The organism is Mycolicibacterium moriokaense (genome assembly GCF_010726085.1).
GTDB lineage: Bacteria > Actinomycetota > Actinomycetes > Mycobacteriales > Mycobacteriaceae > Mycobacterium > Mycobacterium moriokaense.
This window is the reverse complement of record NZ_AP022560.1, coordinates 5588231-5609347: the sequence shown is the minus strand read 5'-3', so window position 1 is coordinate 5609347 and position 21117 is coordinate 5588231. Positions and strand designations below refer to the sequence as shown.

17 protein-coding genes are annotated in these 21117 nt (G+C 67.7%); 5 read left to right on the top strand and 12 right to left on the bottom strand.

The window, feature by feature from the left end; genetic code table 11:
- Window positions 1–134: 134 nt before the first annotated feature.
- A complete protein-coding gene (locus G6N43_RS27365; protein ID WP_234810285.1) occupies window positions 135–1100 on the top strand; it encodes a glycosyltransferase in 966 nt (321 codons plus the stop codon).
- Here the strand turns inward: G6N43_RS27365 and G6N43_RS27360 are convergent.
- Both G6N43_RS27360 and G6N43_RS30465 read right to left on the bottom strand, forming a co-directional pair.
- Entirely contained in the window at window positions 1036–2199 is a 1164-nt protein-coding gene (locus tag G6N43_RS27360) for a N(5)-(carboxyethyl)ornithine synthase (protein WP_083157003.1), read from the bottom strand. The genes G6N43_RS27365 and G6N43_RS27360 overlap by 65 nt on opposite strands.
- The gene (locus tag G6N43_RS30465; protein ID WP_165761908.1) at window positions 2183–2320 is read right to left on the bottom strand and encodes a hypothetical protein; all 138 of its coding nucleotides are present in this window, start codon (window positions 2318–2320) and stop codon (window positions 2183–2185) included. The genes G6N43_RS27360 and G6N43_RS30465 overlap by 17 nt, the downstream gene beginning before the upstream one ends.
- A 212-nt stretch (window positions 2321–2532) precedes the next feature.
- On the opposite strand from G6N43_RS30465, the gene G6N43_RS27355 reads away from it, so the two are divergent.
- Genes G6N43_RS27355 through G6N43_RS27345 form a run of 3 tightly spaced genes read left to right on the top strand, consistent with a single transcriptional unit; the run spans window position 2533 to window position 5210 of the window.
- The gene (locus G6N43_RS27355) at window positions 2533–3720 is read left to right on the top strand and encodes a fatty acid desaturase family protein (RefSeq protein WP_083157002.1); all 1188 of its coding nucleotides are present in this window, start codon (window positions 2533–2535) and stop codon (window positions 3718–3720) included.
- 2 nt (window positions 3721–3722) lie between these two features.
- A complete protein-coding gene (locus G6N43_RS27350) occupies window positions 3723–4430 on the top strand; it encodes a GAF and ANTAR domain-containing protein (RefSeq protein WP_083157001.1) in 708 nt (235 codons plus the stop codon).
- 24 nt (window positions 4431–4454) lie between these two features.
- The gene (locus G6N43_RS27345; protein ID WP_083157000.1) at window positions 4455–5210 is read left to right on the top strand and encodes a GAF and ANTAR domain-containing protein; all 756 of its coding nucleotides are present in this window, start codon (window positions 4455–4457) and stop codon (window positions 5208–5210) included.
- A 1-nt stretch (window position 5211) separates the two neighbouring features.
- Here G6N43_RS27345 and G6N43_RS27340 read toward each other — a convergent pair whose 3' ends face one another.
- From G6N43_RS27340 to G6N43_RS27325, 4 genes are all read right to left on the bottom strand, one after another.
- Window positions 5212–6009 carry a GAF and ANTAR domain-containing protein gene (locus tag G6N43_RS27340; RefSeq protein WP_083156999.1) on the bottom strand — a complete coding sequence of 266 codons (798 nt, stop codon included), beginning with the start codon at window positions 6007–6009 and terminating at the stop codon, window positions 5212–5214.
- 46 nt (window positions 6010–6055) lie between these two features.
- Entirely contained in the window at window positions 6056–7690 is a 1635-nt protein-coding gene (locus G6N43_RS27335) for a fatty acyl-AMP ligase (RefSeq protein ID WP_083156998.1), read from the bottom strand.
- 519 nt (window positions 7691–8209) lie between these two features.
- On the bottom strand, window positions 8210–10018 hold the full coding sequence (locus tag G6N43_RS27330; RefSeq protein ID WP_083156997.1) for a sulfatase family protein: 1809 nt from the start codon (window positions 10016–10018) through the stop codon (window positions 8210–8212).
- A complete protein-coding gene (locus G6N43_RS27325) occupies window positions 10011–10460 on the bottom strand; it encodes an SRPBCC family protein (RefSeq protein ID WP_083156996.1) in 450 nt (149 codons plus the stop codon). Before G6N43_RS27325 ends, G6N43_RS27330 begins: the two co-directional genes overlap by 8 nt.
- Before the next feature lie 58 nt (window positions 10461–10518).
- Between G6N43_RS27325 and G6N43_RS27320 the strand changes: the two genes are divergently transcribed.
- On the top strand, window positions 10519–10944 hold the full coding sequence (locus G6N43_RS27320) for a nitroreductase family deazaflavin-dependent oxidoreductase (protein ID WP_083156995.1): 426 nt from the start codon (window positions 10519–10521) through the stop codon (window positions 10942–10944).
- A gap of 65 nt (window positions 10945–11009) precedes the next feature.
- Here G6N43_RS27320 and recD read toward each other — a convergent pair whose 3' ends face one another.
- The 6 genes from recD to G6N43_RS27290 all read right to left on the bottom strand — a co-directional run bounded on the left by recD (window position 11010) and on the right by G6N43_RS27290 (window position 21110).
- Window positions 11010–12677 carry an exodeoxyribonuclease V subunit alpha gene (gene recD, locus G6N43_RS27315; protein WP_083156994.1) on the bottom strand — a complete coding sequence of 556 codons (1668 nt, stop codon included), beginning with the start codon at window positions 12675–12677 and terminating at the stop codon, window positions 11010–11012.
- The gene (gene recB / locus G6N43_RS27310) at window positions 12674–15964 is read right to left on the bottom strand and encodes an exodeoxyribonuclease V subunit beta (RefSeq protein WP_083157035.1); all 3291 of its coding nucleotides are present in this window, start codon (window positions 15962–15964) and stop codon (window positions 12674–12676) included. The genes recD and recB overlap by 4 nt, the downstream gene beginning before the upstream one ends.
- A 5-nt stretch (window positions 15965–15969) precedes the next feature.
- On the bottom strand, window positions 15970–19218 hold the full coding sequence (gene recC, locus G6N43_RS27305) for an exodeoxyribonuclease V subunit gamma (RefSeq protein WP_083156993.1): 3249 nt from the start codon (window positions 19216–19218) through the stop codon (window positions 15970–15972).
- Window positions 19219–19251: 33 nt separating this feature from the next.
- Window positions 19252–19869, bottom strand: a complete 618-nt coding sequence (locus G6N43_RS27300; RefSeq protein ID WP_083156992.1) for an HD domain-containing protein — start codon at window positions 19867–19869, stop codon at window positions 19252–19254.
- 162 nt (window positions 19870–20031) lie between these two features.
- Window positions 20032–20298 carry a hypothetical protein gene (locus G6N43_RS27295; RefSeq protein ID WP_083157034.1) on the bottom strand — a complete coding sequence of 89 codons (267 nt, stop codon included), beginning with the start codon at window positions 20296–20298 and terminating at the stop codon, window positions 20032–20034.
- A 41-nt stretch (window positions 20299–20339) separates the two neighbouring features.
- Window positions 20340–21110 carry a DUF3060 domain-containing protein gene (locus G6N43_RS27290; RefSeq protein ID WP_163658229.1) on the bottom strand — a complete coding sequence of 257 codons (771 nt, stop codon included), beginning with the start codon at window positions 21108–21110 and terminating at the stop codon, window positions 20340–20342.
- Window positions 21111–21117 lie beyond the last annotated feature (7 nt).

The following is a 21117-nucleotide window of genomic DNA, read 5'->3' as shown; positions in this document are numbered from 1 at the left end:
CCTGTGGTGTGCCGCAAAAGATTTCGCGTCCGGTAAGGTTCGCCATCGTTGGTACCGGTACGTGTCCACCGTGTGGGCTTGCGAGGTTCACCGCCGGTCTGGCTTCGGCTTTGGGTAAGTCGGCTGTCAGCTGGGTGGCAGACACACCGGACGGGTCCATGGCCGCGGGACGCAGCCAGGTGGACGTCGCGATCGTGCAACATGAAGTCGGCACGACCGACGACGTGGTCGAAATCGTCGACGGACTGGGTGTCCCGTCGATAGTAGTCGTCCACAGCATTCCGGAACAACCTACGGCACAACAATGTTCGAGCCTCGAAGCGATCGCGGCCATTGCGGACCGCGTGGTCGTGATGTCCGAGGCGGCGCGTCAGCGCCTCTACCTCACCTACGCCATGGACCGGCGCAAGATCGCCACGATCCCGCACGGTGCCACGTTGCCGACCGTCCCTCGGGTGAAACGCCCGAGTCGGCCCACCATCCTGACGTGGGGCCTACTGCGTCCAGGCAAGGGCATCGAAAGGGTCATCGACGTGATGCCGACCCTCGGCGACATCCCCGGCCGACCCCGCTACCTGGTTGCCGGGCCGATGGATCCCGCGATTCCGGTGGCCGAAGCCGAGGCGTATCGCGATGCGCGAGTCGAACAGGCGCGGCGTCTGGGCGTGGCCGATTCGGTGTCGTTCGACCCCCGCTACTACGACAATTCATCGTTGGCCGCACTGATCCAGCAGGCCTCCGTGGTGGTGGTGCCCAACGACTCCACGGCGCAAGTGAGCTCCGGTGTGCTCGTCGACGCGTTGGCCAATGGCAGACCTATTGTGGCCACGGCGTTTTCGCACGCCATCGAGTTGCTGGCCAGCGGGGCGGGCATGGTCGTCGAGCACGATGACCCCGTCGCGCTCGCGGGCGCGCTCCGACAGATCATCACGCAGCCGCGACTTGCCGGCTCGATGGCAGCCGAGGTCAGACGGCGGGCGCCGGAGGTCGGATGGCCGGTGGTCGCCGCCGCCTATACGGAACTCGCGCAGCGAGTCATGGCTGAACCGCGTGCGGATAGGTTTGGTCGCGGCGCTGAAACGACAGAATCCCGGGATTGAGGACGACACCGTCGCGGATCTCGATGGCCCTGGCGATCGTCGGAGTGTCGTCCCATGCCTGCGGACCCGCCAGCAGCGCGTCCAGGTGGGGTAACAGGGCCTCGCTGATCTCCCACGTGGCCGAATTCCAGAGATAGGACGGGCTGTGGTCGACCGCGTAATAGTGGATGCCGTTCGCCACCTCGATGATGGGCTGGGTGAATGACGTCGGACGCGCCCAACTGAAGCCCATGCCCACGTCGCAGGACACGTCGACGATGAGACTGCCGGCAGTGAAGGTGGCCAAGTCGTTCCCGGTGACGAAGACGAGGGGCGCGTCCGGATCCTGAAGGACACAGTTGACGACGATGTCGTTGTCCGCGAGTAGATCGGCCACTGGGACGACCCCGTCGGGGGTGTCTGCCCATATCCGCTCAGGCGCGTCCGGATCGGGCCCCATCTGGATGATCTGGGTGGAGTGGATCGGCGACCCGACGGCCGCCACGTCCCGGTTGGTGAGCACGCGCACGTCGTCGACACCGTGCGAGTTCAACGCGGTGACGGCGCCGCGGGCCGTCGCACCGAATCCGATGACGGCAGCGCGCAACTTGCGCCCGTAAATGCCAGTGATCCCTACGGATTGCATTGCGTGCAGGACGGAGCAGTAGCCAGCCAACTCGTTGTTCTTGTGAAAGACGTGCAGCCCGAACCCGCCGTCGGACTGCCAATGGTTCATCGCCTCGAAGGCGACCAGTGTCAACCGATTGTCGATGGCGAGTTGCGTCATGGCGGGGTCCTGGACGCAGTGCGGCCAGCCCCACACGATCTGCCCCGCCTTGAATGCGGCCAGATCCTCCGCCTGAACTTTCGGCAACAGAATGACGTCGCACGTGGCGATCAGATGCTCGCGGTCGGCTATTCCGCCGACGAGTTCGGCCAGGTCAGCGTCCCTGGCGCCGAAGTCCGAACCGTAGCCGTGCTCGAGAAAGATGCGCTCGCGGATCCGGTGATCGATCCTTGCGAAATGTGCTGGGTGGATCGGCAACCTGAACTCGTTCGGCTTGCGCGAGCGAGCCAGAACTCCAAGCGAAAGCTGTTGAGCCCTATCGCTTCTTGTCATGGAAGAGCGCCTCGGCTGCGGAGGCCTTGGCTGCGGACTTGGCGTGCTTGTCGGCGCGCTTTTCTTTCAGCGATTTGCCCGACTTCTTGGTCATGGATTGCCGCGGAGATTTATCAGACACCGATGGCCCCTCGATAGTGGGGCCTGGATGGTCCCGATCACCCGACCCTACCCCTCGGGCCGCGAGATCACCCGGCGCGCGGCCGGGGTAGACTGACAAGTACGCCGACGCGCAACCGTCGTATTCTCAGATCTCGACCGCTCGTCCGCATTCTTTCGGGTTCGTTCAGGAGCCCTTGCCCTGATTCACCCGCCGGCTCCACAGGACTTTCAATGGCGATTGCCGATGTCGCCGCGTACGCCCATCTCAGCGACGCGGATGTCGAAGCTCTGGGTGATGAGCTCGATGCCATCCGCAGCGACATCGAGGAGTCCCTCGGCGAACGCGACGCGGCCTACATCCGGCGCACCATCAAATTCCAGAGATCGCTGGACGTCGTCTCCCGCGTGATCATCGCGTGCACCCAGTCGAAGGGTGGCTGGCTGCTCGGAACGACGTTGTTGGCCTTAGCGAAAAGCGTCGAGAACATGGAAATCGGCCACAACGTCGGTCACGGCCAGTGGGACTGGATGAACGATCCGGAGATCCACTCGAGCACGTGGGAGTGGGACATGGTCGGCGTCTCGTCACAATGGCGCTATTCGCACAACTACCGCCACCACGTGTTCAGCAACATCGTCGGTGTGGACGACGATCTCGGTTTCGGTGTGATACGCATGACGCGCGACGAGCCGTGGGAGCCGGTGAATCTGCTGCAGCCGCTCCGTAATCTGTTGCTGGCCTGTGTCTTCGAATGGGGTATCGGCCTACACGGAATTCATTCGGCGCGTGATCGACTGGTCTCGGGCGACGGAGAGTTCGCCAGGGCGAAGGGTGCGTTCATTCGAAAGATCGCCCGGCAATCGCTCAAGGATTACGTGCTGATCCCCGCGATCAGCCGATCGCGCTGGCGCAGAACTCTGACGGCCAACGCCACGGCCAATCTGTTGCGGAATGTCTGGGCGTACGTGGTGATCTTCTGCGGTCACTTCCCCGACGGCGCCCTGACATTCACCGCCGACGTGCTCGAGGACGAAACCCGGGCCCATTGGTATCTGCGCCAGATGCTGGGTGCCGCGAACTTCAAGGCCGGTCCGCTGCTGGCCTTCGCCAGCGGGAACCTGTGCTACCAGATCGAGCATCATCTGTTCCCCAGCCTGCCCAGTAACCGCTATCCACAGATCGCGGGCCGCGTCCGCGAACTGTGTGACAAGTACGACGTGCCCTACACCACCGGTTCGCTTGTGCGCCAGTATCTTCAGGTGTTGCGCACCATTCACACACTCGCACTGCCTGATCGAGTGACGCTGACGTACCCAACCCCCAACGGCGCCGCGTCCTGCCCGGAGGAGGAGGCTGAGGGAGTGAGCTTCGATCCGCGTCCGGCGGGCAGCGTTGATGCCCCACTTGCGTTCGGGTAGACGTGGCGATTGCAGAGCAACTTTTCGCCGCTGTCGACGGACGGCAGGGGACAGATGCCGCCGACCGACTCTGCGAAGCGTGTGTGGTGCTCTTCGACATCGACGCGGCGGCGATCTCTCTGGTGTTCGACGGCGCCAGCAGTGGAACCCTCGGCTCCAGCGGTGAACACGCGCGCACCTGCGACGAACTGCAGTTTCTCCTCGGTGAAGGTCCGTGTCTGGACTCGGTCGTCCGACGCGCACCCGTCCTGATCGTCGATCTCGCCGACCCCAAGGAAGGGCGCTGGCCCGTGTACGGGCCCGCGATGTTGGACCTGCGGGTCCGCGGCGTTTTCGCGATGCCCGTTGTCGTCGCAGGTGAGTACGTCGGCGCTCTCGACCTCTTTCGCGCCGCGCCCGGCCCCCTGGAGGGCGAGCAGTTGTCCGGTGCCATCGTGGCCGCGGAGCTTGCCGGTGTTCCGCTGCTCGACCTCCTCGACGGCGACCTGCAGGCCGCCGTGGCCGATCCCGACAGCAATGCCTGGGCCGAACTACACGCCCTGTCCCGCGTCGAGGTCAGCCAGGCCACCGGCATGCTCGTCGCGCAACTCGACCTAGAGCCGGCCGAGGCGCTTGTCCGCCTGCGTGCCCACGCCTACGCGACCGGCCGCAGCGCCACCGACGTCGCACGCGACATCCTCGATCGCAGGCTCAGGCTCGAGGCAGACTGATGGGCACCAGGGACGGAGTGTGAAATGACCGAACCCCCCCGCGAGACCCGCGTTCTCGACGCGGTCGTTTCCCTCGTCGACTCTCTCCTCGACGATTTCGACATCGTCGATCTGATGACCGAACTCACCGAGCACTGTGCCCGGCTGCTCGGCGTCGCGGCCGCAGGTTTCCTGCTTGCCGATCCCCTGGACCAACTGCGACTGATCGCGGCCACCTCCGAGCAGGCTCGCGAGCTGGAGCTCTTTCAGTTGCAGGCCGACGAGGGACCCTGCATCGAGTGCTACGCCGGTGGACAGATGGTTTCGGTGGCCGACCTGGCGGCTGCGGCGGACCGGTGGCCCCGGTTCGTGCCCGCCGCGCTCGATGCCGGCTTCGCCTCCGTGCACGCCGTCCCGATGCGTGCGGCAGGCATCGTCCTCGGCGCGCTCGGCTTGTTCGGTGCCCATCCGGGCGAACTCGACCCGGCGGACCGTCTCGTGGCCCAGACGCTCGCACACATCGCCTGTGTGGCGATCCTGCAGGAGCACCCCCCCACGTCGGTGACCGTGATGCCGCAGTTGCGCTCGGCGCTGGCCAGCCGTGTCATCGTCGAGCAGGCGAAGGGGCTGCTGCGGGAAACCCTCGACGTCTCGGTTGAAGAGGCCTTCGCCCTGCTTCGAGCGTATGCGCGCGCCAACAATGAGCATCTCACCGAGGTCGCCCGGCGTCTGATGAGCGATCGCCACGCACGTCCGGTGCTGACCGCCGCGATCGGTGAATTCGCCTCGACGGAAAGGTAACTCAGCCGCGTCGGCGCGCCCTTGCGCGCCGCACCGCCTCGTCGACCAGGCGCTCGGCGACGATGTGTAGTTTCACGTTCTCCGCTTGGCTCATCCGAATCAGCCTGTCGAACGCCTCCTGCGCGCCGATGCCGGAGCGGGCGCGGATGATTCCGATCGCCTGATCGATCACCGCGCGGGTGCCGAGCGCATCCTGCAGCTGTTTGGTCCGCTCCTGTGCCCGGCCGAGCAGTTGCGCGTTGTACACCGACGCCGCTGCGGGCCCGGCGAACCTCGAGCCCAGGTCGACGGCATGGTCGTCGAATGCATCGCGGCGGTGTGCGTACGCGGCGATGGCACCGACGAGCTGATCGCCCACGAGCATTGGCAGCGCAAGCGCGGAATGCACGCCCATCCTGGCGACGCCTCCAGCGAAGTGTGGCCACCGGCCGTCACTACCCAGCGAACCGCTGACGGTGGGCCGCCTCGTCTGCATGCAGGTGAGGAACGGACCCTCGTTGTCTTGCAACTTGTCGAGGTCCGCAACGAATTGAGCGGTGACGGCCCGCGCCTTGATCGACGGTGCGTCCGCGGAAGTATCTACGACCGTCACCCCGACACCGTCGACGCCGGGAATCGCCCGAAGGGCCAACTCCGCAACGTCGTCGAGTAGGGCCATCACCCCTTGACCGCTGGCCACCAGACTGGCGACCCCGCTCAGTGCGGCATACAGGTCGAGGTCGTCCGCTTCGCGTTGTGCGGCAGTCAGATCGGGCTGCGGTACCGATACCCGACCTGGCTGGGGGTCGTAGTCAGCCATGGGCGGTACAAATGTACTCGTTCGTGCGGGCCTTCGGCCCGTCTCGTCAACCCACCAGCGAGAGTGCTTGCGTGCGCCTCAACTTGCCCGACGGTGTCTTGGGGATGGTGCCGGGTGCGAGCACCACGACGTTGCGGGGTCGCACGTCGACCTCACTGAACACCTCGTGGGCGACCTGCCGTTCGACGCGGCGGACCTGTGTGGAATCCGCGAATTCCTTGCACTCCACCGCGACGGCGAAAGTCTCGCGTGACAGGCCGGCGTCGAGGCGCACCGCGACGGCACAACCGGGACGAACCCCGTCGACGCGGCAGGCGGCGCGTTCGATGTCGGTCGGGTAGATGTTGCGCCCGGCCATGATGATCACGTCCTTGAGGCGTCCGCACACCACCACATCACCGGCTTCGGTGAGATAGCCGAGGTCACCGGTGTCATACCAGCCGCGCTCGTCTTGGGCCGGAATGAAACCGGCGACGGTGGTGTAGCCCCTGGTCACGGGTTCGCCGCGGACCTCGATGACACCGACACCGCGCGCCGTGAGCACGCTACCGTCCTCGTCGACGATCCGGACCTCCAGGCCCTGCAGTGGCTTGCCGAGCGAGACCAGCCGTCGGGTGTGGCCCCTGGTGGCCGGGACGGCACGGTGTAGGACAGCCAACAGATCGGCGTCCACCTCGTCGACGACCATGCCCTTGGCGCACTCTGAGAACGACACGGCCACCGTCGTCTCGGCCATCCCATACGCCGGGACGATTGCCTCGGGCTTCAACCCGAACGGTGCGCCGGCATCGCAAAGGTCCTCGACGTCGAGTGGGTCGACCTGCTCGGCACCCGACAACGCCCACCGCAGCGAGGACAGATCGAACTCGCCGGGTCTGGCTTGGCGACGTAACCGCTTGGCGAACAAGTTGTAAGCGAAGTTCGGCGCCGCCGTCATCGTGCCCTTGTACTTGTCAATCAGCTTGGCCCACAACAACGTATCGCGGAGAAAGTCCATCGGCGTCACCTTCACCAGCTCGGCCCCGATGTACATCGGCACCGTCAGGTATCCGGTCATCCCCATGTCGTGGAAGCACGGCAACCAGCTGATGATCACGTCGGAGTCGACGTCGAAATTGCAGCCGACGACCATCGCCTCGGCGTTGGCGACGATGTTGGCATGCGTGATCTGGACGGCCTTGGGGGAGCCTGTCGAGCCCGACGTCAGCTGCATCAACGCCACATCGTCGTCGAAGCTGTCGAGCGGCTCGATTGGAGCGCCCGCCAACAGCGACTCGATCGTCAGCACCGTCGTCCCGCGCTCCGCCAGCACCGGGGCCGCGGCCATGAACGGATCGGAGACGACGACGGCTTTCGCCGAGATCATGTCGATCACCGCGGTGGTCTCTTCGGCCCAGCGAGCCAGGTCAGTGCGGGGAGTGGGCTGATGAACCATGGTCGCGCTGGCGGCGCGCATCCAGATTCCCTGCGCGGTCGGGGCGATTTCGACCGGGGCCCCGGCCAGCACAGCGACGGCGTCACCAGGCCCAATACCCGCCGCGGCCAGCCCGCCGGCCACCCGTCGGGCGCGGTCATGGACTTGAGCCCAGGAATGGCGGACGGGCGCATCGGGCTCCCCGGTGACCATGCCCTTCGAACTGGACTGGGCGTTGCGGTACATCGTCTCGGTGAATCGGCTCACGGCAATCCCTCTGGCCTCGGCGCGCTGGCACCGCTTATCGGCTGTGGTAGTGATCCTGCGCGAATCTTCTTGTGCGCCAGGTGGTATGGGAGCCGCTGGGGTTCGACTGTCGCCCGGTCCGGTTGCGGACCGACGAGGACGGTGGAGGTGTGTCTCTCCTCTGTATTGACCCCAGGTGTTTCGCCGCACCGGTCGGGGCGACGTGCCGTGCATGTCGGACGAACTGACTGTACAGACCCGATGCCTGCGGAACCTCCGCGCACGCCGACACAGATCCAAGTCGTTACGAACTCTTCGCTTGCAGGCACCCGAGCCCCCCAGCCCGTTCGTGACCTGAATTGCGGCTGACGTCGGGTTAGGCACCCGGGCCGGCGGGGAGCAGTGTCGCCGCCGAGACGTTTCCGTGGGGCTGTGAGATCAACCCGGTCAAACTCTACCCCGTTGATGGTGCAGATGGGTTCTCTGGTGATTTGTGTGCGTTTAGGAGCGGTGAGCGCTCTCGAACGCACACAAATCGGTTTAGCGCAGGCGTTTCCTCGCCCGGGCGACAAGTTGCGCCGCGAACGACGGCCCCGTCGCCGGCCGGCGCGACACGTACGGCCAGGGATTGTTCCGCTCGGGGACGGCGTCGGTGCGCACCTGCTTCAGCTGCATCCTCAGGTACCTGCGCAGGTCGTCGAGCGCCGGGTCCGGCCACCGGTTGACGGCTTCGGTCGGGTCACTGGTCAGGTCGTAAAGCTCCCACTGGTCGTCCAGCGGCGACGTCCGGTAGGCCTCGCCGCCCAGCCCGTTGGCCGCGAGATGTCGCACCCCGGGTTCCGTCCACGTCGCCGGGTCGTCGAATGTGCGCACCAGCTTCCACAGGTGACCCTCGCCGCCGTCAGCCTCGTCGACGCGCATGACCAGCCCCTCGAAGTTGGAGGCGACGTGTGCGGGAACCTGAATACGCAGCGGCGCAGGCGGATTCGTCGTCAGCTTCAATCGGCGCGCCAGCCCCGATGCGCCGGTGTCACCCTCCAGCACGTTGTCGCGCGTCAGCAGGTACACCGCGCGTGTCTCGTCGGCGGGCGCCCCGTCGACCACCGGCATCAGGTTCCGGCCGGGCAGGTCGTGCACCTCGGAGAACGACTCCCTCAGTGTCGCCGCCGCCTCTGCGACGTCGATGCCCGCGGCGCCCAGCAGCGTCGGCACCAGATCCACATGTGACGTCGGCGCCGTCACGGTGCGCGCCTCCGTCGCGTCCACGCCGATCCGCGCGACGACGAACGGCACCCGGGTGGCCTCGTCGTACAGGTTGAACCACTTTTGGTGCAGGCCGCCGTGCGCGCCGAGCAGGTCGCCGTGGTCGGAGGTCCGCACGAGCACCGCGTTGTCCGAGCCGCCCTCGGTCACCGCACGGCGCACCCGGTCGATCGGCGTGTCGACCTCGGCGTGCAGTCGGTAGTAGAGGTCGCGGTAGCGCTGGGCGCTGCCGTTGTACGTCCGGTCGACCGCAGGCGCGACCCCGTAGCCGGAGTAGTACGCCTCGCGGAAGGCGATCTGCGCGGCCGGCTTGGTCGACAGGTCCTCATCGGCGGTGGGCGCGAGGGGGACGTGCGGCGGGTCGAGGTGCGACGGCTTGACCGGACTCCTGCGTACCCACGCGGGGAAGAGCACGATGTCGTGCGGGTTGACGAAGCTGGCGACCAACAGGAACGGCTTCAGCGCCTCGGGGTCGCCTGCGCGTCGCCGCGCGTAGCGGTCGTTGAGCCAGGCGACGACGCGGTCGGCGATCAGCGGGTCGCGGCGGATGCCGGCGTTGGCGAGCAGCGCGCCGTGCGGCTCGGGGCCGACCCAGCCGGAAAACCCGAACGGCGCAAGCGGATCGGCGTCGAGATAGCGCTGCACCGCCTCGTGGTCGATGACGCCGTCGTCGTCGTTGGTCGCGAGGGGGCCGCCGGTGGCGGGGTCGGTGAGGTCGGCGTGCGAGATATGCCATTTGCCGTCGTAGTGGGTGTCGTATCCCGCTGCGCGGAACCAGTTTCCGAGTGTGGGCACCTCGCCCTGGCGCAGCCAGCGCATGCGGGAGTCGTTGTACACCTTGCCGATGCCGTCGGTCTGCGTGACGCCGTGCAGATCGGGGTATTGCCCGGTGAAAATCGTTGGGCGGCTTGGCACGCAGGCCAGCGAGCCGGTGTAGTGACGGGTGAAGCTGACGCCGTGCTCGTCGAACCATTTGCGGCCGGTCAGCGTGCGGTCGCGCCATGCGAGCACGTCGGGCGACTCGTAGGGAGGTATCGCACGTTCCTCGTCGGTCATGATGATGACGATGTCGGGGCGCTCAGACACGAGAGTTCTCCAATCGCTTGTCGAGTCCGGCGAGCATGCCGCCGGACTCGCGGGCCATCACGCGGCATACGGCACGTTCGGCGAGCTGTCGTAGTGGGCCGGAACCGATTTCGACGGTGCTGGTCAATGTGACCGATGTCGAGTCGCCCTGCGGTCTCAGGCTCCAGCGGTTGGTGACGCGACCCAGTTGCTTCGGCAGTCCGTCGATCTCGTAGGCGAGGGCGCGCGGCGGGTCGAACTCGACGATGGTCTCTACGAGCGTGTTGCGACCCATCTGCACCCGCCGGCTGGTGCCAACAGGGCCGCCGTCGGGGCCGTGCACGAGGATGCTCGAGTGGTCGGCGCGGTCGACCCACGTGCTGAGGGCGCCGAAGTCCGCGAGGACATTCCAGACTTCCTGTGGGGCAGCCGCGATGGTGCGGGTGCGGGCGATCTCGGCCACGGCCTCACGGTACCTGCGTTGTGCAACGGCGGGTGAGCAGAAGTGTCACGATGGGGGCATGTCCGATGATGCGATGGCCGGGGAACGCGAATTCAACAAGCAGAACATCGAGGAGTTCCGCCGCAACGGCGGGAAGGTCGGCGGGCAGTTCGAGGGCTTCCCGCTGCTGCTGTTGACCTCGACCGGCGCGAAGAGCGGCGAAGAGCGCATCAACCTCGTGGCTTACTTCGACATCGACGACAAGATCTATGTCGTCGGGTCGGCGGCGGGGCGCGATCAGAGTCCGGCCTGGGTGTTCAATCTGCGAGCCCATCCCGAGGTCAACGTCGAGATCGGCGCGGATCCGCCGCGGTCCGTCGTCGCCAAGGAGCTGCCGCGCGACGAGCGCGACCGCATCTACCGGATCGTCGTCGAGCGCGCGCCGGGGTTCGGCGAGTACGAGAAGCGCACCGATCGCGTGATTCCAGTCTTCGAACTCGCGTGATTTCTGGCGATTTCGGTGTGCGCAGTCGCGCTCAGCGCGACTAAATACGCCGAAATCGCACAAAATCAGGCCCGCAATCGTTGCGCCAGGCCCGACGCTCGGACCGCCCGCCGCTGCACCGCCGCCCGCACCGACTCCTCGGTCCCGATGACGCGGATGCGTTCCTTGGCGCGCGTGACCGCGGTGTAGAAGAGCTCGCGGGTCAACAGCCGCGAGTCCTCGGGAGGCAGCAGGACGGTCACCTCGTCGGCCTGGCTGCCCTGCGATTTGTGGATCGTCATCGCGTGCATCGTGTCGACCTCGGAGAGCCGCCCCGTCGCGAACTCCAGAGGTTCCCCGCCGGCGGCCACCACCGCGCGCAGCCCCTCGTCGCGCACCACCGTCACGCCGGTGTCGCCGTTGTACAGGCCCAGCCCGTAGTCGTTGGCCGTCACGAGGAGGGGTCTGCCCGCATACCACTGCGTCCACAGCGGCTCGCCCGTCGCGTCGGTCAGCCACCGCTCGACCTGGTGGTTCCAGAACCGCACCCCGTACGGCCCGCGGCGGTGCGCGCACAGCAGCCGGTGCTCGTCGAGCGTCGACAGCGCGGCCTTCGCGTCGCCGAGGGTCGCCGCCTCCCGCAGCCGTAACGCATGGGGGAGAAGCACTTTGCGCAGCTGCTCGGCCGGAGAGTCGGTCTCGAGCCACTCGATGTGCTCCCCGCCGGCCCGAAGCGAGGCGATGACCTCGTCGGTGTCGCCCGTGCGGATCGCCGACGCCAGCTTGCCGATCGACTCGCCGAACCGGTGCGACGTCTTCAGCTCGGCGATCCGTTCCGCCCCGAGGCCGTCGACCATATCCGCCAGCACCGCCCCGGCCTCGACGGACGCCAGCTGGTCGGGGTCGCCGACGAGCAGCAGCCGGCTGTCGGGGCGCAGCGCCTCGAGTAGGCGCGCCATCAGTGTCAGCGACACCATCGACGTCTCGTCGACCACGATGACGTCGTGCGGCAGCCGGTTCTCGCGGTGGTGCCGGAACCGCGACGAGTTGTCCGGCCGCGACCGCAACAGCCGATGCAGCGTCGAAGCCTTCAGCTCCGGCAGCCGGTCGCGATCGACGGGGTCGAGCTTGTCGACCTCCAATTGGACCGCCTCCAGCAGCCGCGCCGCCGCCTTACCCGTCGGCGCCGCCAATGCAATACGCAACGGCGGACGCCCCGAGAGCGACGCCTGCTCCGCCAGCAACGCCAGCAGCCGCGCGACCGTGGTCGTCTTACCCGTGCCCGGACCGCCTGTCAGCACCGTAAGTGACTGTGACAGTGCGACTTCCGCGGCCGCTCGCTGCTCCTCCCACCCTTTGGGGAACAGTCGCTCGAGACTCGGGACCGCGCCAGGCAGCGACGAGGACAGCAGTGTCAGCACGTCCTCGCACACCTGCTGCTCCTCGAGCCAGTAGCGGTCCATGTACAGCAGATCGCCGTACAGCCGCAGCACCGGAGTGTCGGTGACGAGCGGGCTCGCCCGCACCGCCGCCAGCCACGCGTCGGGTACCGGCCAAGGCAGGTCGGGCATTTCGAGTTGCTCGGCCACGGACCGCAGGTCCACGCACACCGAGCCGCCGCGCAGCGCCCGCACCACAATCGCGATCGCCAACTGGACCGTCTCGTCGCTCTCCTTCGCCATCGCGGTGAGCCGGCGTGCGACGTGCACGTCGGCCGGCTCGAACAACTCCGCGAACGCCTCGAGAAGACTCACGCCGCCACCGTTCCCGCGTCGAGCAGGTCCGACAGCGCCACGATCAGCGCCGCCGGCGGCTGCCAGCTGAACACCCCCGCCGGATGCCCGTCGACCACCGGCGTCTGCGCGCCGCACATGCCCCGCACGAACAGGTACAGCACGCCGCCGAGATGCTTCTCCGGCGAATAGCCGGACTGTCGCCACCGCAGGAACCGATGCAGCACAACGCTATACAGCAGCGCCTGCAGCGGGTAGTCCGAATGCAGCATCGCCTCGACCAGCCGCGGCTGGCCATAGTCCGCGGCCGTCAACGACCGCCCCGGCTCGCCCAGCCAGTTCGTCTTGTAGTCGACGACGAGATAGCGGCCGTCCACCCGCAACACCACGTCCAGCGACCCCGTCAGGTACCCCTTCAGCGACTGCGCACCCAGGGCACCGCCCGACAGGCGATCGGCGTACGAGGCGAGGGGGTCGTCGGACGGCAGGTGTTCGGCCAGCAGCCGGCCGACGTCGGCCAAGGTGATCGACGGCGCGCCGGTCCGCACGTCGCCACCCGCCAGCGGGAACTCGAACTCCATCTCCTGCAGGCGGTCTCGCAGACCGATCTGGCGCAGCGTCAACCCGGGCGCCAGCGGACCGAGCGGGGTGTCGTGCATCGGCACCATCGCCGTCGCCAGGTCTTCGGGCGCGGCGTCGACGGGCCACCACACCGAGTGCTCGCGGATCTTCGACTCCAGCTCGGCGGCGAGATCGTCGGCGAACGGGTCCGCCGTCTCGAGCACCGCGTGCACCAGCGTGCCGAATTTCGCACCGGTCGGCAGGTCGGCCATCGGCGACGGCACATCCGCCCCGACGTCGGCGGGCTCGTGCACGGGCACCTCGCCGACCTCGTCATCGAGTTCGATGACCTCCGGCTCGCTGGTCACCCCCACCGATTCGGCCGCCCGGATCAGGCCCGAATACGACGTCCGCCGCCAGGAGGTGTCGATCCGACGGTGGAAGTGTCGCACGTCGAGACCCCATGGTGTGGGCGGCAATTCGACCTCGACGGGCGGTGTGATCACCGACTCCTCGAGCACCGGCCCGCCGGCGGTCTCCCAGGCTCGCAGCGCGGTCAGCGCGTCGGCGTCGTCGATCTTCGGCGGGTCGCAGCGGTCGGGCACCACCGGGTCGCCGGGTTGCCGGCCGCGCAGCAGCCGCGACAGCCCACCGTTGGGTTCGTCCCACGACGGCGCCCACCATGCGACCACCTGCGACTGTGCCCGGGTGAGCGCGACATAGGTGAGCCGGACGTCGTCGCTGGCCGCCTCACGCCGGCCCAACTGCTGGACCGCCGAGTAATCCGGGCTCTGCTCGCCGCCGATGTGCAGGCAGCGGGTGTCGCCGTCATGGAACAGCACGACGTCGCGGGTCTGGATGTTGCGGTTGAACGCGAACGGCAGGTACACCACCGGGTACTGCAGGCCCTTGCTCACCCACACCGTCATGATCTGCACGGCTGCGGCGTCGCTGTCCAAGCGGCGATTGCGCTCGACGGCGCCGCTGGGCTCTTCGCGCTGTGTCCGTAGCCAGTCGCGAAGCGCGGGCAGGCTGAAGTGCTCGCGATGGGCGGTGTCGTGCAGCACCTGCGTCAGATGCGCGAGGTCGGTCATGTGGCGTTCGCCGTCGACCCACGACAGCACCCTGGTGCCCATTCCCCTCAGCTGTGCGGCCTCGAACACGGCGGCCACGCCGCGGTCGCGCGCATGGTCGGCCCATTCGCGCAGGATGTCGGCGATGCGGTCGGTCAACGTGTCACCCTCGGCGGCAAGGGTTTCCGCGGTCTCGCCGAAGAACATGGTCGTCGCCGCCGCGCGCACCAGCCCGGAGCGGTGGGGTTGATCGAAGGCCTCCAGCAGACACAGCCAGTCGTCGGCCGCCTGCGACGAGAACACGTCCGAGTCGCCGGTGTACACGGCGGGAATGCGCGCCGCGGCGAGGGCGTCGAAGCAGGCCCGGCCGTCACGGTGCGTCTCGACGATCACGGCGATGTCACCGGGCCGCAGCGGCCGGTCGCAGAACGTCGCGCCGCTCGACAGCAACGCGGCGATGTCGGACGCCAGGTCCGCGCTGATATGGGGCCGCAGCCGGTCCATCGTGATGGTGCGATCGGGTTTGGTGCGCAACGTGTCCCGCGACACCACCCGCAGCCGGAACGGCTCGTTGTGTGGCGCACCCTTGAGCCGGTGCTCCTTGTGGTTGGCCTCGACCTCCCGGACCACGATCCTGGAATCGCCGAGCTGTGCGTCGCGCATCACCGCCTGCAGTCTGTTGACGAGCGGGCCGTCGCTGCGCCAGTTGGTGCCGAGGGTGCGACGTTCGCCCGCGCTCTCGGCGGCGTGCAGGTACGTGACGATGTCGCCGCCGCGGAACGCGTAGATCGCCTGCTTCGGATCGCCGATCAGGATCACCGTGGAGTGGCCGGAGAACGCGCGGTCGATCACCTGCCACTGCACCGGGTCGGTGTCCTGGAACTCGTCGACCATGACGATCGACCAGCGGCGCTGCATGTGGGCCCGCGCCGGAGAATCGGTGGGCTCCAACGCGTTCGCGAGCCGCGAGAGCAGGTCGTCGTAGTGCAGGATGCCGAGCTTGCGCTTGCGCTTCTCCAGCTCCGCGCACACGGCCTTGGCGAAGTCGACACGCACCGCGGGCTCGAGACCCGGCGGCGGATCCAACGGCCGCAGCTCGGTGTGCGGGTTGGCGACGACCTGTCGCGCCAGGTCGAGTGCCTGCTCGCGGGTCAGCTGCGGATCGTCCTTCTGCTGACCGAAGTGCGCCAGGTACAGGTCGTCGACGATCTCGGCGACGATATCGTCGAGGCTTTCGACCAGCTGCACGCCCGCATCGGTATCACCCGCCACTCCAAGCGATTTCAACACCAGCTGGCAGAACTGATGCGTGGTCGCGATGGTTGCGGCGTCGAATCCGGCCAGCGCATCCCGCAGCCGGAGCTTGCGCTCGGCGAGCTCGTCGGGGTCGGCATCGAGCAGATGCTTGAGGATCTGGTTATCGCCGACCGTCGACGGGTCGTCGAACGCCAGCAGCGCCTCGAGGATCTGGCTGCGCACCCGCTCCCGCAGTTCCTGGCTCGCGGCGCGCCCGAAGGTGATGAGCAGCATCTCATCGAGCGTCGCCACACCCTCGGCGACATAACGCGTCACCAGGCCCGCGAGTGCGAACGTCTTACCCGTCCCCGCGCTCGCCTCGAGCACGGTCGTGGACCGCGGCGCAGGCAGCGGACCCAGCAGGTCGAAGGGGACCATCTCCATCAGTCGGGATCCCTCTCGGCCGAGAGCATCGGCGACCACAGCCGTGTCGCATAGTCCGGCAGGCCGGCGGCGACCAGGTCTTCCAGCGGATAGCTCGGGCCCCACACCCGCACGTGGGCAGGCTCCTGGTCCTCACCGGGGTAGCGGCCGGTCTTCCATTTCCAGCTTGCCTCCCGCATCGGCGTGCCGCGGTGGTGCTCGGTCTCTGCCCACGCATAGGACGTCTTGAGCGGCAACGGAATCGGCTGGCGACGTCCCTCGTCGTACATGGCGACGAGATCGCGCAGCACCTCGAGCGCGGCGTCCGGCGGACCCAACAGCCGCTCCTTCGGCGGGCCCGCCTGCTTCGGGCGACCGATGCACACCGCCGTCCACTCCCGGCCTGGATATTGGGCCGTCAACGCCACCAGGCGAATCCACGATTCCAGTAGGTGCCGCCCGTCCAGCTTCGAGTACGTGACCGCGACGAGCCGGTCGCCGTACAGCCGCGGGACGGTGCCGGTGATGCGGCGCCCGCCGAGGTCGATGTCGACGTCATAGGCGTCCGGCTCGACGGTGCGGTGTCGCTTCGCGGCCTTGGCCAGCGCGTCGGCCTTGACGCAGATCTCCGTCGCCGTGCGCCAGCCCAGCTTGCCCGGCGGCAGCGAGCCGCGACGCCATTCGGCCTCCCGTGCGTTCTCGGGCGACATGCCGCGCAGCATGTCATCGAGCATCCGGTCGCCTACCTTCCACTCCTGCAGGGCGTCGATCTCAACGGGCATCGCATCCTCGACCGCTTCGACGTCCCAGGGCAGCGTGTAGTCCAGCGCACGGAAGAACCCTTTCACCGGGTCCTTGAAGAAGCCGATCAGGTCGTCGAGGGCGAGGTCGTCCGGCGGCGGTGGGGGCAGCGGTTGACCGATGAGACGCGGACGCTGGGCGCGGTGGCCGGTCGCGACCTGGGCCACGGTGAGAGCGGTCGGGTCGAACGTGAACGGTTTACCCGGCGGCATGCCGAGCTCGCCCGGCGTCACATTGCGAACATCGAAGGGCTGCAACGGATGTTCGGTGAGTACCCGATCGCGAACCTTCTCCGACGTGGTGACATCGAGCGTGTCGAGCAGTTCGACGAGCGGCACCGCGGGCGGTTTGCGCTGCCCCGAGTACTCGTTGGCGCCGGTGTAGGTGATGACGAGCTTCTCGGTCGCCGCGCCGATCGCGTCGAGCAGCAATTGCCGGTCTTCCGAACGGATGTCGCGCTCGCCGGTCATCGGATCGCGGGCCAGCGCGTCGTCGCCGTCGACCACCCCGAGCCGGGGGAAAACGCCGTCGTCGAGCCCGACCAGGCAGACGACGCGGTGCGGCACCGACCGCATCGGCACCATCGTGCACACGGTCAGCGTGCCGGTGCGGAAGTTCGCGCGGGTCGGCCGGCCGGCGAGGTGACGGTCGAGCAGCGCCTTGATGTCCGGCAACCGCATCAGCGTGTCGGCATGCGGTCCGGCCTTCGCGAGCACCTCGTTGAACTCGCGCTCGACCTGGCTGGACTGCCACAGGTCGGCATCGGACACCGCGGTCAACCGGGCGATGCCGGTGGACAACGCGGTGAGCCATTCGCGTAATGGCCGTGCGCCGGAGAGTGATTCGACGCACGCCTGCAGCCGTTCGACGTACTCGGCGAGCCGACCGGCGAGCTCGATGCGGTTGCTGCCGACGTCGTCGAGCGGAAGCGTGGTGTCCAGCCACGCATGCGAATCGTCGGACATCGCCACTCCCGCGAGCACGCGGTCGATGCCGAAGCGCCACGTGTTCTGTAGGAAGTCGACGCCGTACGGGTGGCGGTGCGCACGGTCGAAGCCCCAGCGGATGTTCGCCTCGCGCACCCAGTCGGCGATGGCGTCGAGGTCATCGTCGCTGAAGTTGAAGCAGGCGCGCACGGGACCCGCCTCGGCGAGGTTGAGGACCTCGCTGGCGGTGGCGCGTCCACCGGCGAGCGTGAGCAGTTGTGACGCGACCCCGAGCAGCGGATTGGTCTGTGTCAGTGCACGATCCGCGAGTTTGACGCGCAGCTGATGCGCGGGATGCGCGCCGTCGACGACGTCGCCGAGGCCGAATCCGGCGACGATCAGCGGTGCGTAGGTCTCGATGTCCGGGCACATGACGAGGATGTCGCGCGGCTCGAGGGTGGGGTCGTCGGCGAGCAGGCCGAGCAGTACCTCGCGCAGGACGTCGATCTGGCGGGCGGGGCCGTGGCAGCTGTGCACCTGCACGGAACGATCGTCGGCGCTGAGGGTACGGCCCTGTGGGCGCACGGCGTTGGCGGTGATGTCGGACTGCAGCCAGCCGAGCAGCGTCTCGGGATGCGTTCCGCTGCCGAGGTATTCGTCGGTCTGCGCGTCGGCGGGCAGGGCGCGCTGCAGTTCGCGCAGATCACGTCCGAGTGTCGCGAGCAGCGGGTGGTGGACCCGCCGATGGGAGGTGTCGTCGCGGCGCGGGACGGGTCCGCGGTCGTTGGCGAGCGACGTCCACAGGTCGTCGCTGGGATGCGGCAGCCACAGGTGCAGGTCGTGATGCGTGGCCAGCGCGTCGAGCAGTTCGATTTCGGTAGACGGCAGGCGTGTGTGGCCGAACAGGGAGATGCGCTCCGGCAGATCGGTGGGCAACTCCTGCAGTGTGGCAACGGTTTTGGCGTGCCGGAAATGGGGCGGGTCGGCGTCGATGCGGTCCAGCAGCGCGCGCCATAGCGCCGGCTGCCATCGCAGGTCGGCGTCGATACCGCCGTCGTCCCCGCTTTCCCAGTCGATGAGCAATTGCGGTCGCTGGCGGGCGTAGGAGGCGAAGAGCCCGGCGAGCCGTCGGGCGACGGCGTAGCGGCGGCCCTGCCGGAGTTCGCGTTCGTCGCCCTGTTCGAAGTGGCCGAGGTGGGTGGCCAGTGTCCAGCACCAGGGTTCGTCGCAGGTGTCGTCGATGACGGCGAGCAGCGGCCACACCATGGCGTCGGGTGACCACGGGTCGTCGCGGTCGGTGCCGCTGATCTCGGCGATCAATGAGCGCGGGCTGCGGAACGAGATGCCTGCGCACACGCCGTCGTCGCCCCGCCCACGGCCGAGCACGTGCGACAGCCGCTGACTGAGCCACCGTTCGACGCCCTTGGCGGGGACGATGACGACTTCCTCGGCGAAGGGGTTGGGCAGCGGATCCGATAGCAGGGCACCGAGGCCGTCGGCCAGCAGGTCAGTGCGCTCAGCACGGTGCAGGTGCAGTGCCATCAGGCGTCCACCATAAGCGGCGCGACCGCGTTGTCAGACCAGGATGACGCGGTCGTCGCCGTCGACAAGACGCTTGAGCTCGTCGACGACGCGGTCGAGCTCGTCGACCATCCAGCTGTCCAGCCCGCGTTGGCGGTACGCGGCCAGGAGTTCGCCGTAGTACCAGAGGTGGTCGCGGGGGTCTTTCACGTTGAAGCGCTCCCATAGCTGGGGGCCGTGTTCGTGGTAGTCGCGCAGCATGGAGCGGGCGTTGTCGAGCTTGTCGGCCACCGACACCAGCAGGGTGTCCATGCCCACCTGTCGCAGATGGCGGATGTAGGCGCTCTTGCGTTCGTGCCACGGCGGTTTCGGCACGACGTCGGTGTCGCTGCACTCATCGACGATGCGCGCGACGTCCTCGCCGAAGTTGCGCCGGATCTCCTCGAGCGTCGGGGGTCCGCCTGCGTCTTCGACGGTGTCGTGCAACAGCGCCGCGATGGCCTGGGCTTCGGAGCCGCCGTCGTTGATGACCAACCCGGCGACGGTGAGCAGGTGGCCGATGTAGGGAATGTCGCCGCCCTTGCGGACCTGGTTGTGGTGCTTCAGCTCGGCGTAGACGAGCGCCTTGGCGAACTGGCCGGTCAGTTTGGGTGTCGAGGTCTGCTTACTCACGTCGTTCCTCTCCTGTGACCCGACCTTAGCCCCGAGGGGTGACATGCCTTCGTGCCAACCTCGTAGCGACAGAGTCGCTCAATTACTACCGCGGACCCCATCTTGAGCGACAAAGTCGCTAAGAGGTTGGCAGATCGACTAGTGCTTCCGGGGGGCAAGAAGTTAGGTGCCGTTGATGCGGCGGATCACCAGATCCTTGAGTTCGGCGAGGTGTTCGTCGACAGAACGAAAGCCCGCGCGCACCTCCTGTCGGAGGTCGGCGAGCCCGGACTCGACGGCACCCAAGCGCGTCTCGACCGTCGTCACACGCCGCGAGTGTTCGCGCTGGTTGGCTCCCAGCGCATTGACCGCCGGCGGCACTGCGTGGCAATCGGCCTGCGAGGCCTCCAGGGCCGCCACTCGCGCCTCCGGATCCTCCGGCGTGGCCACCACCGCTCCTAGGCGGCGCCATCCGAGCGGCCACCGGAAGTTCAGCCGCGGGAGACCGTATTCGATCCCGTGGCGTCGACCTTTGGATCGCCCGAGTGATAGATGACTTCGTTGTCGAAGCCTGACGCTCCGATGGTGTCGACGCTGTCGACGGTGACGTTGTTGTCCACGCCGGACACGGTGACGCTCAGGCAGTGTCCGGTCAGCGTGATGGTGTTGTTGACGCCGCTGACGCTGATGTTGCTGTCGTTGCAGGGGATCGTCCTGACGTTGTCGACACCCGCGACGCTGAACTGTCCGCCGGGTTTCGGCGTCTCTTCCACGGTGCTGGGGATGGTGGGAATCGCGGGAATGCTTGGCAGCGTGATCGTCGGCGGGCGAAAGGTCGGCGTGTTCGGCCGGTCGACCGACCCGCCGCCGCCGGCCACCCCCTCGATCGTCGACGACATGTTCCACACAAACGCGGCGATCGCACCGAAGACGGCGAGGAAGACGAACACGACCAGGCCGATGATCAACCCGACGGGCGCACCCTTCTTCTGTATCGGGGTGTACTGCGTGCCGAACGGCGGCTGATAGGGGTCGCCGTATGACGGCGCGTCTCCGTAGGGCGGCGGGGGCGGGCCGAATGCGGGCGGGGGCGCATAGGCAGGGGGCACTGGCGTGTTGTAGGCCGGCGGCGGAGGGAGCTGGGACGACGGATCGACGCCTTCGCGCGGGGCGTGCTCGGCGCCCAGCTCCACTGCCCCGTACGAGGCGGCCGACTGCTCCAGCTGCCTGATTCGTTCCTCGGGGTCTTCCGGGGAGGTCATGGGCAGA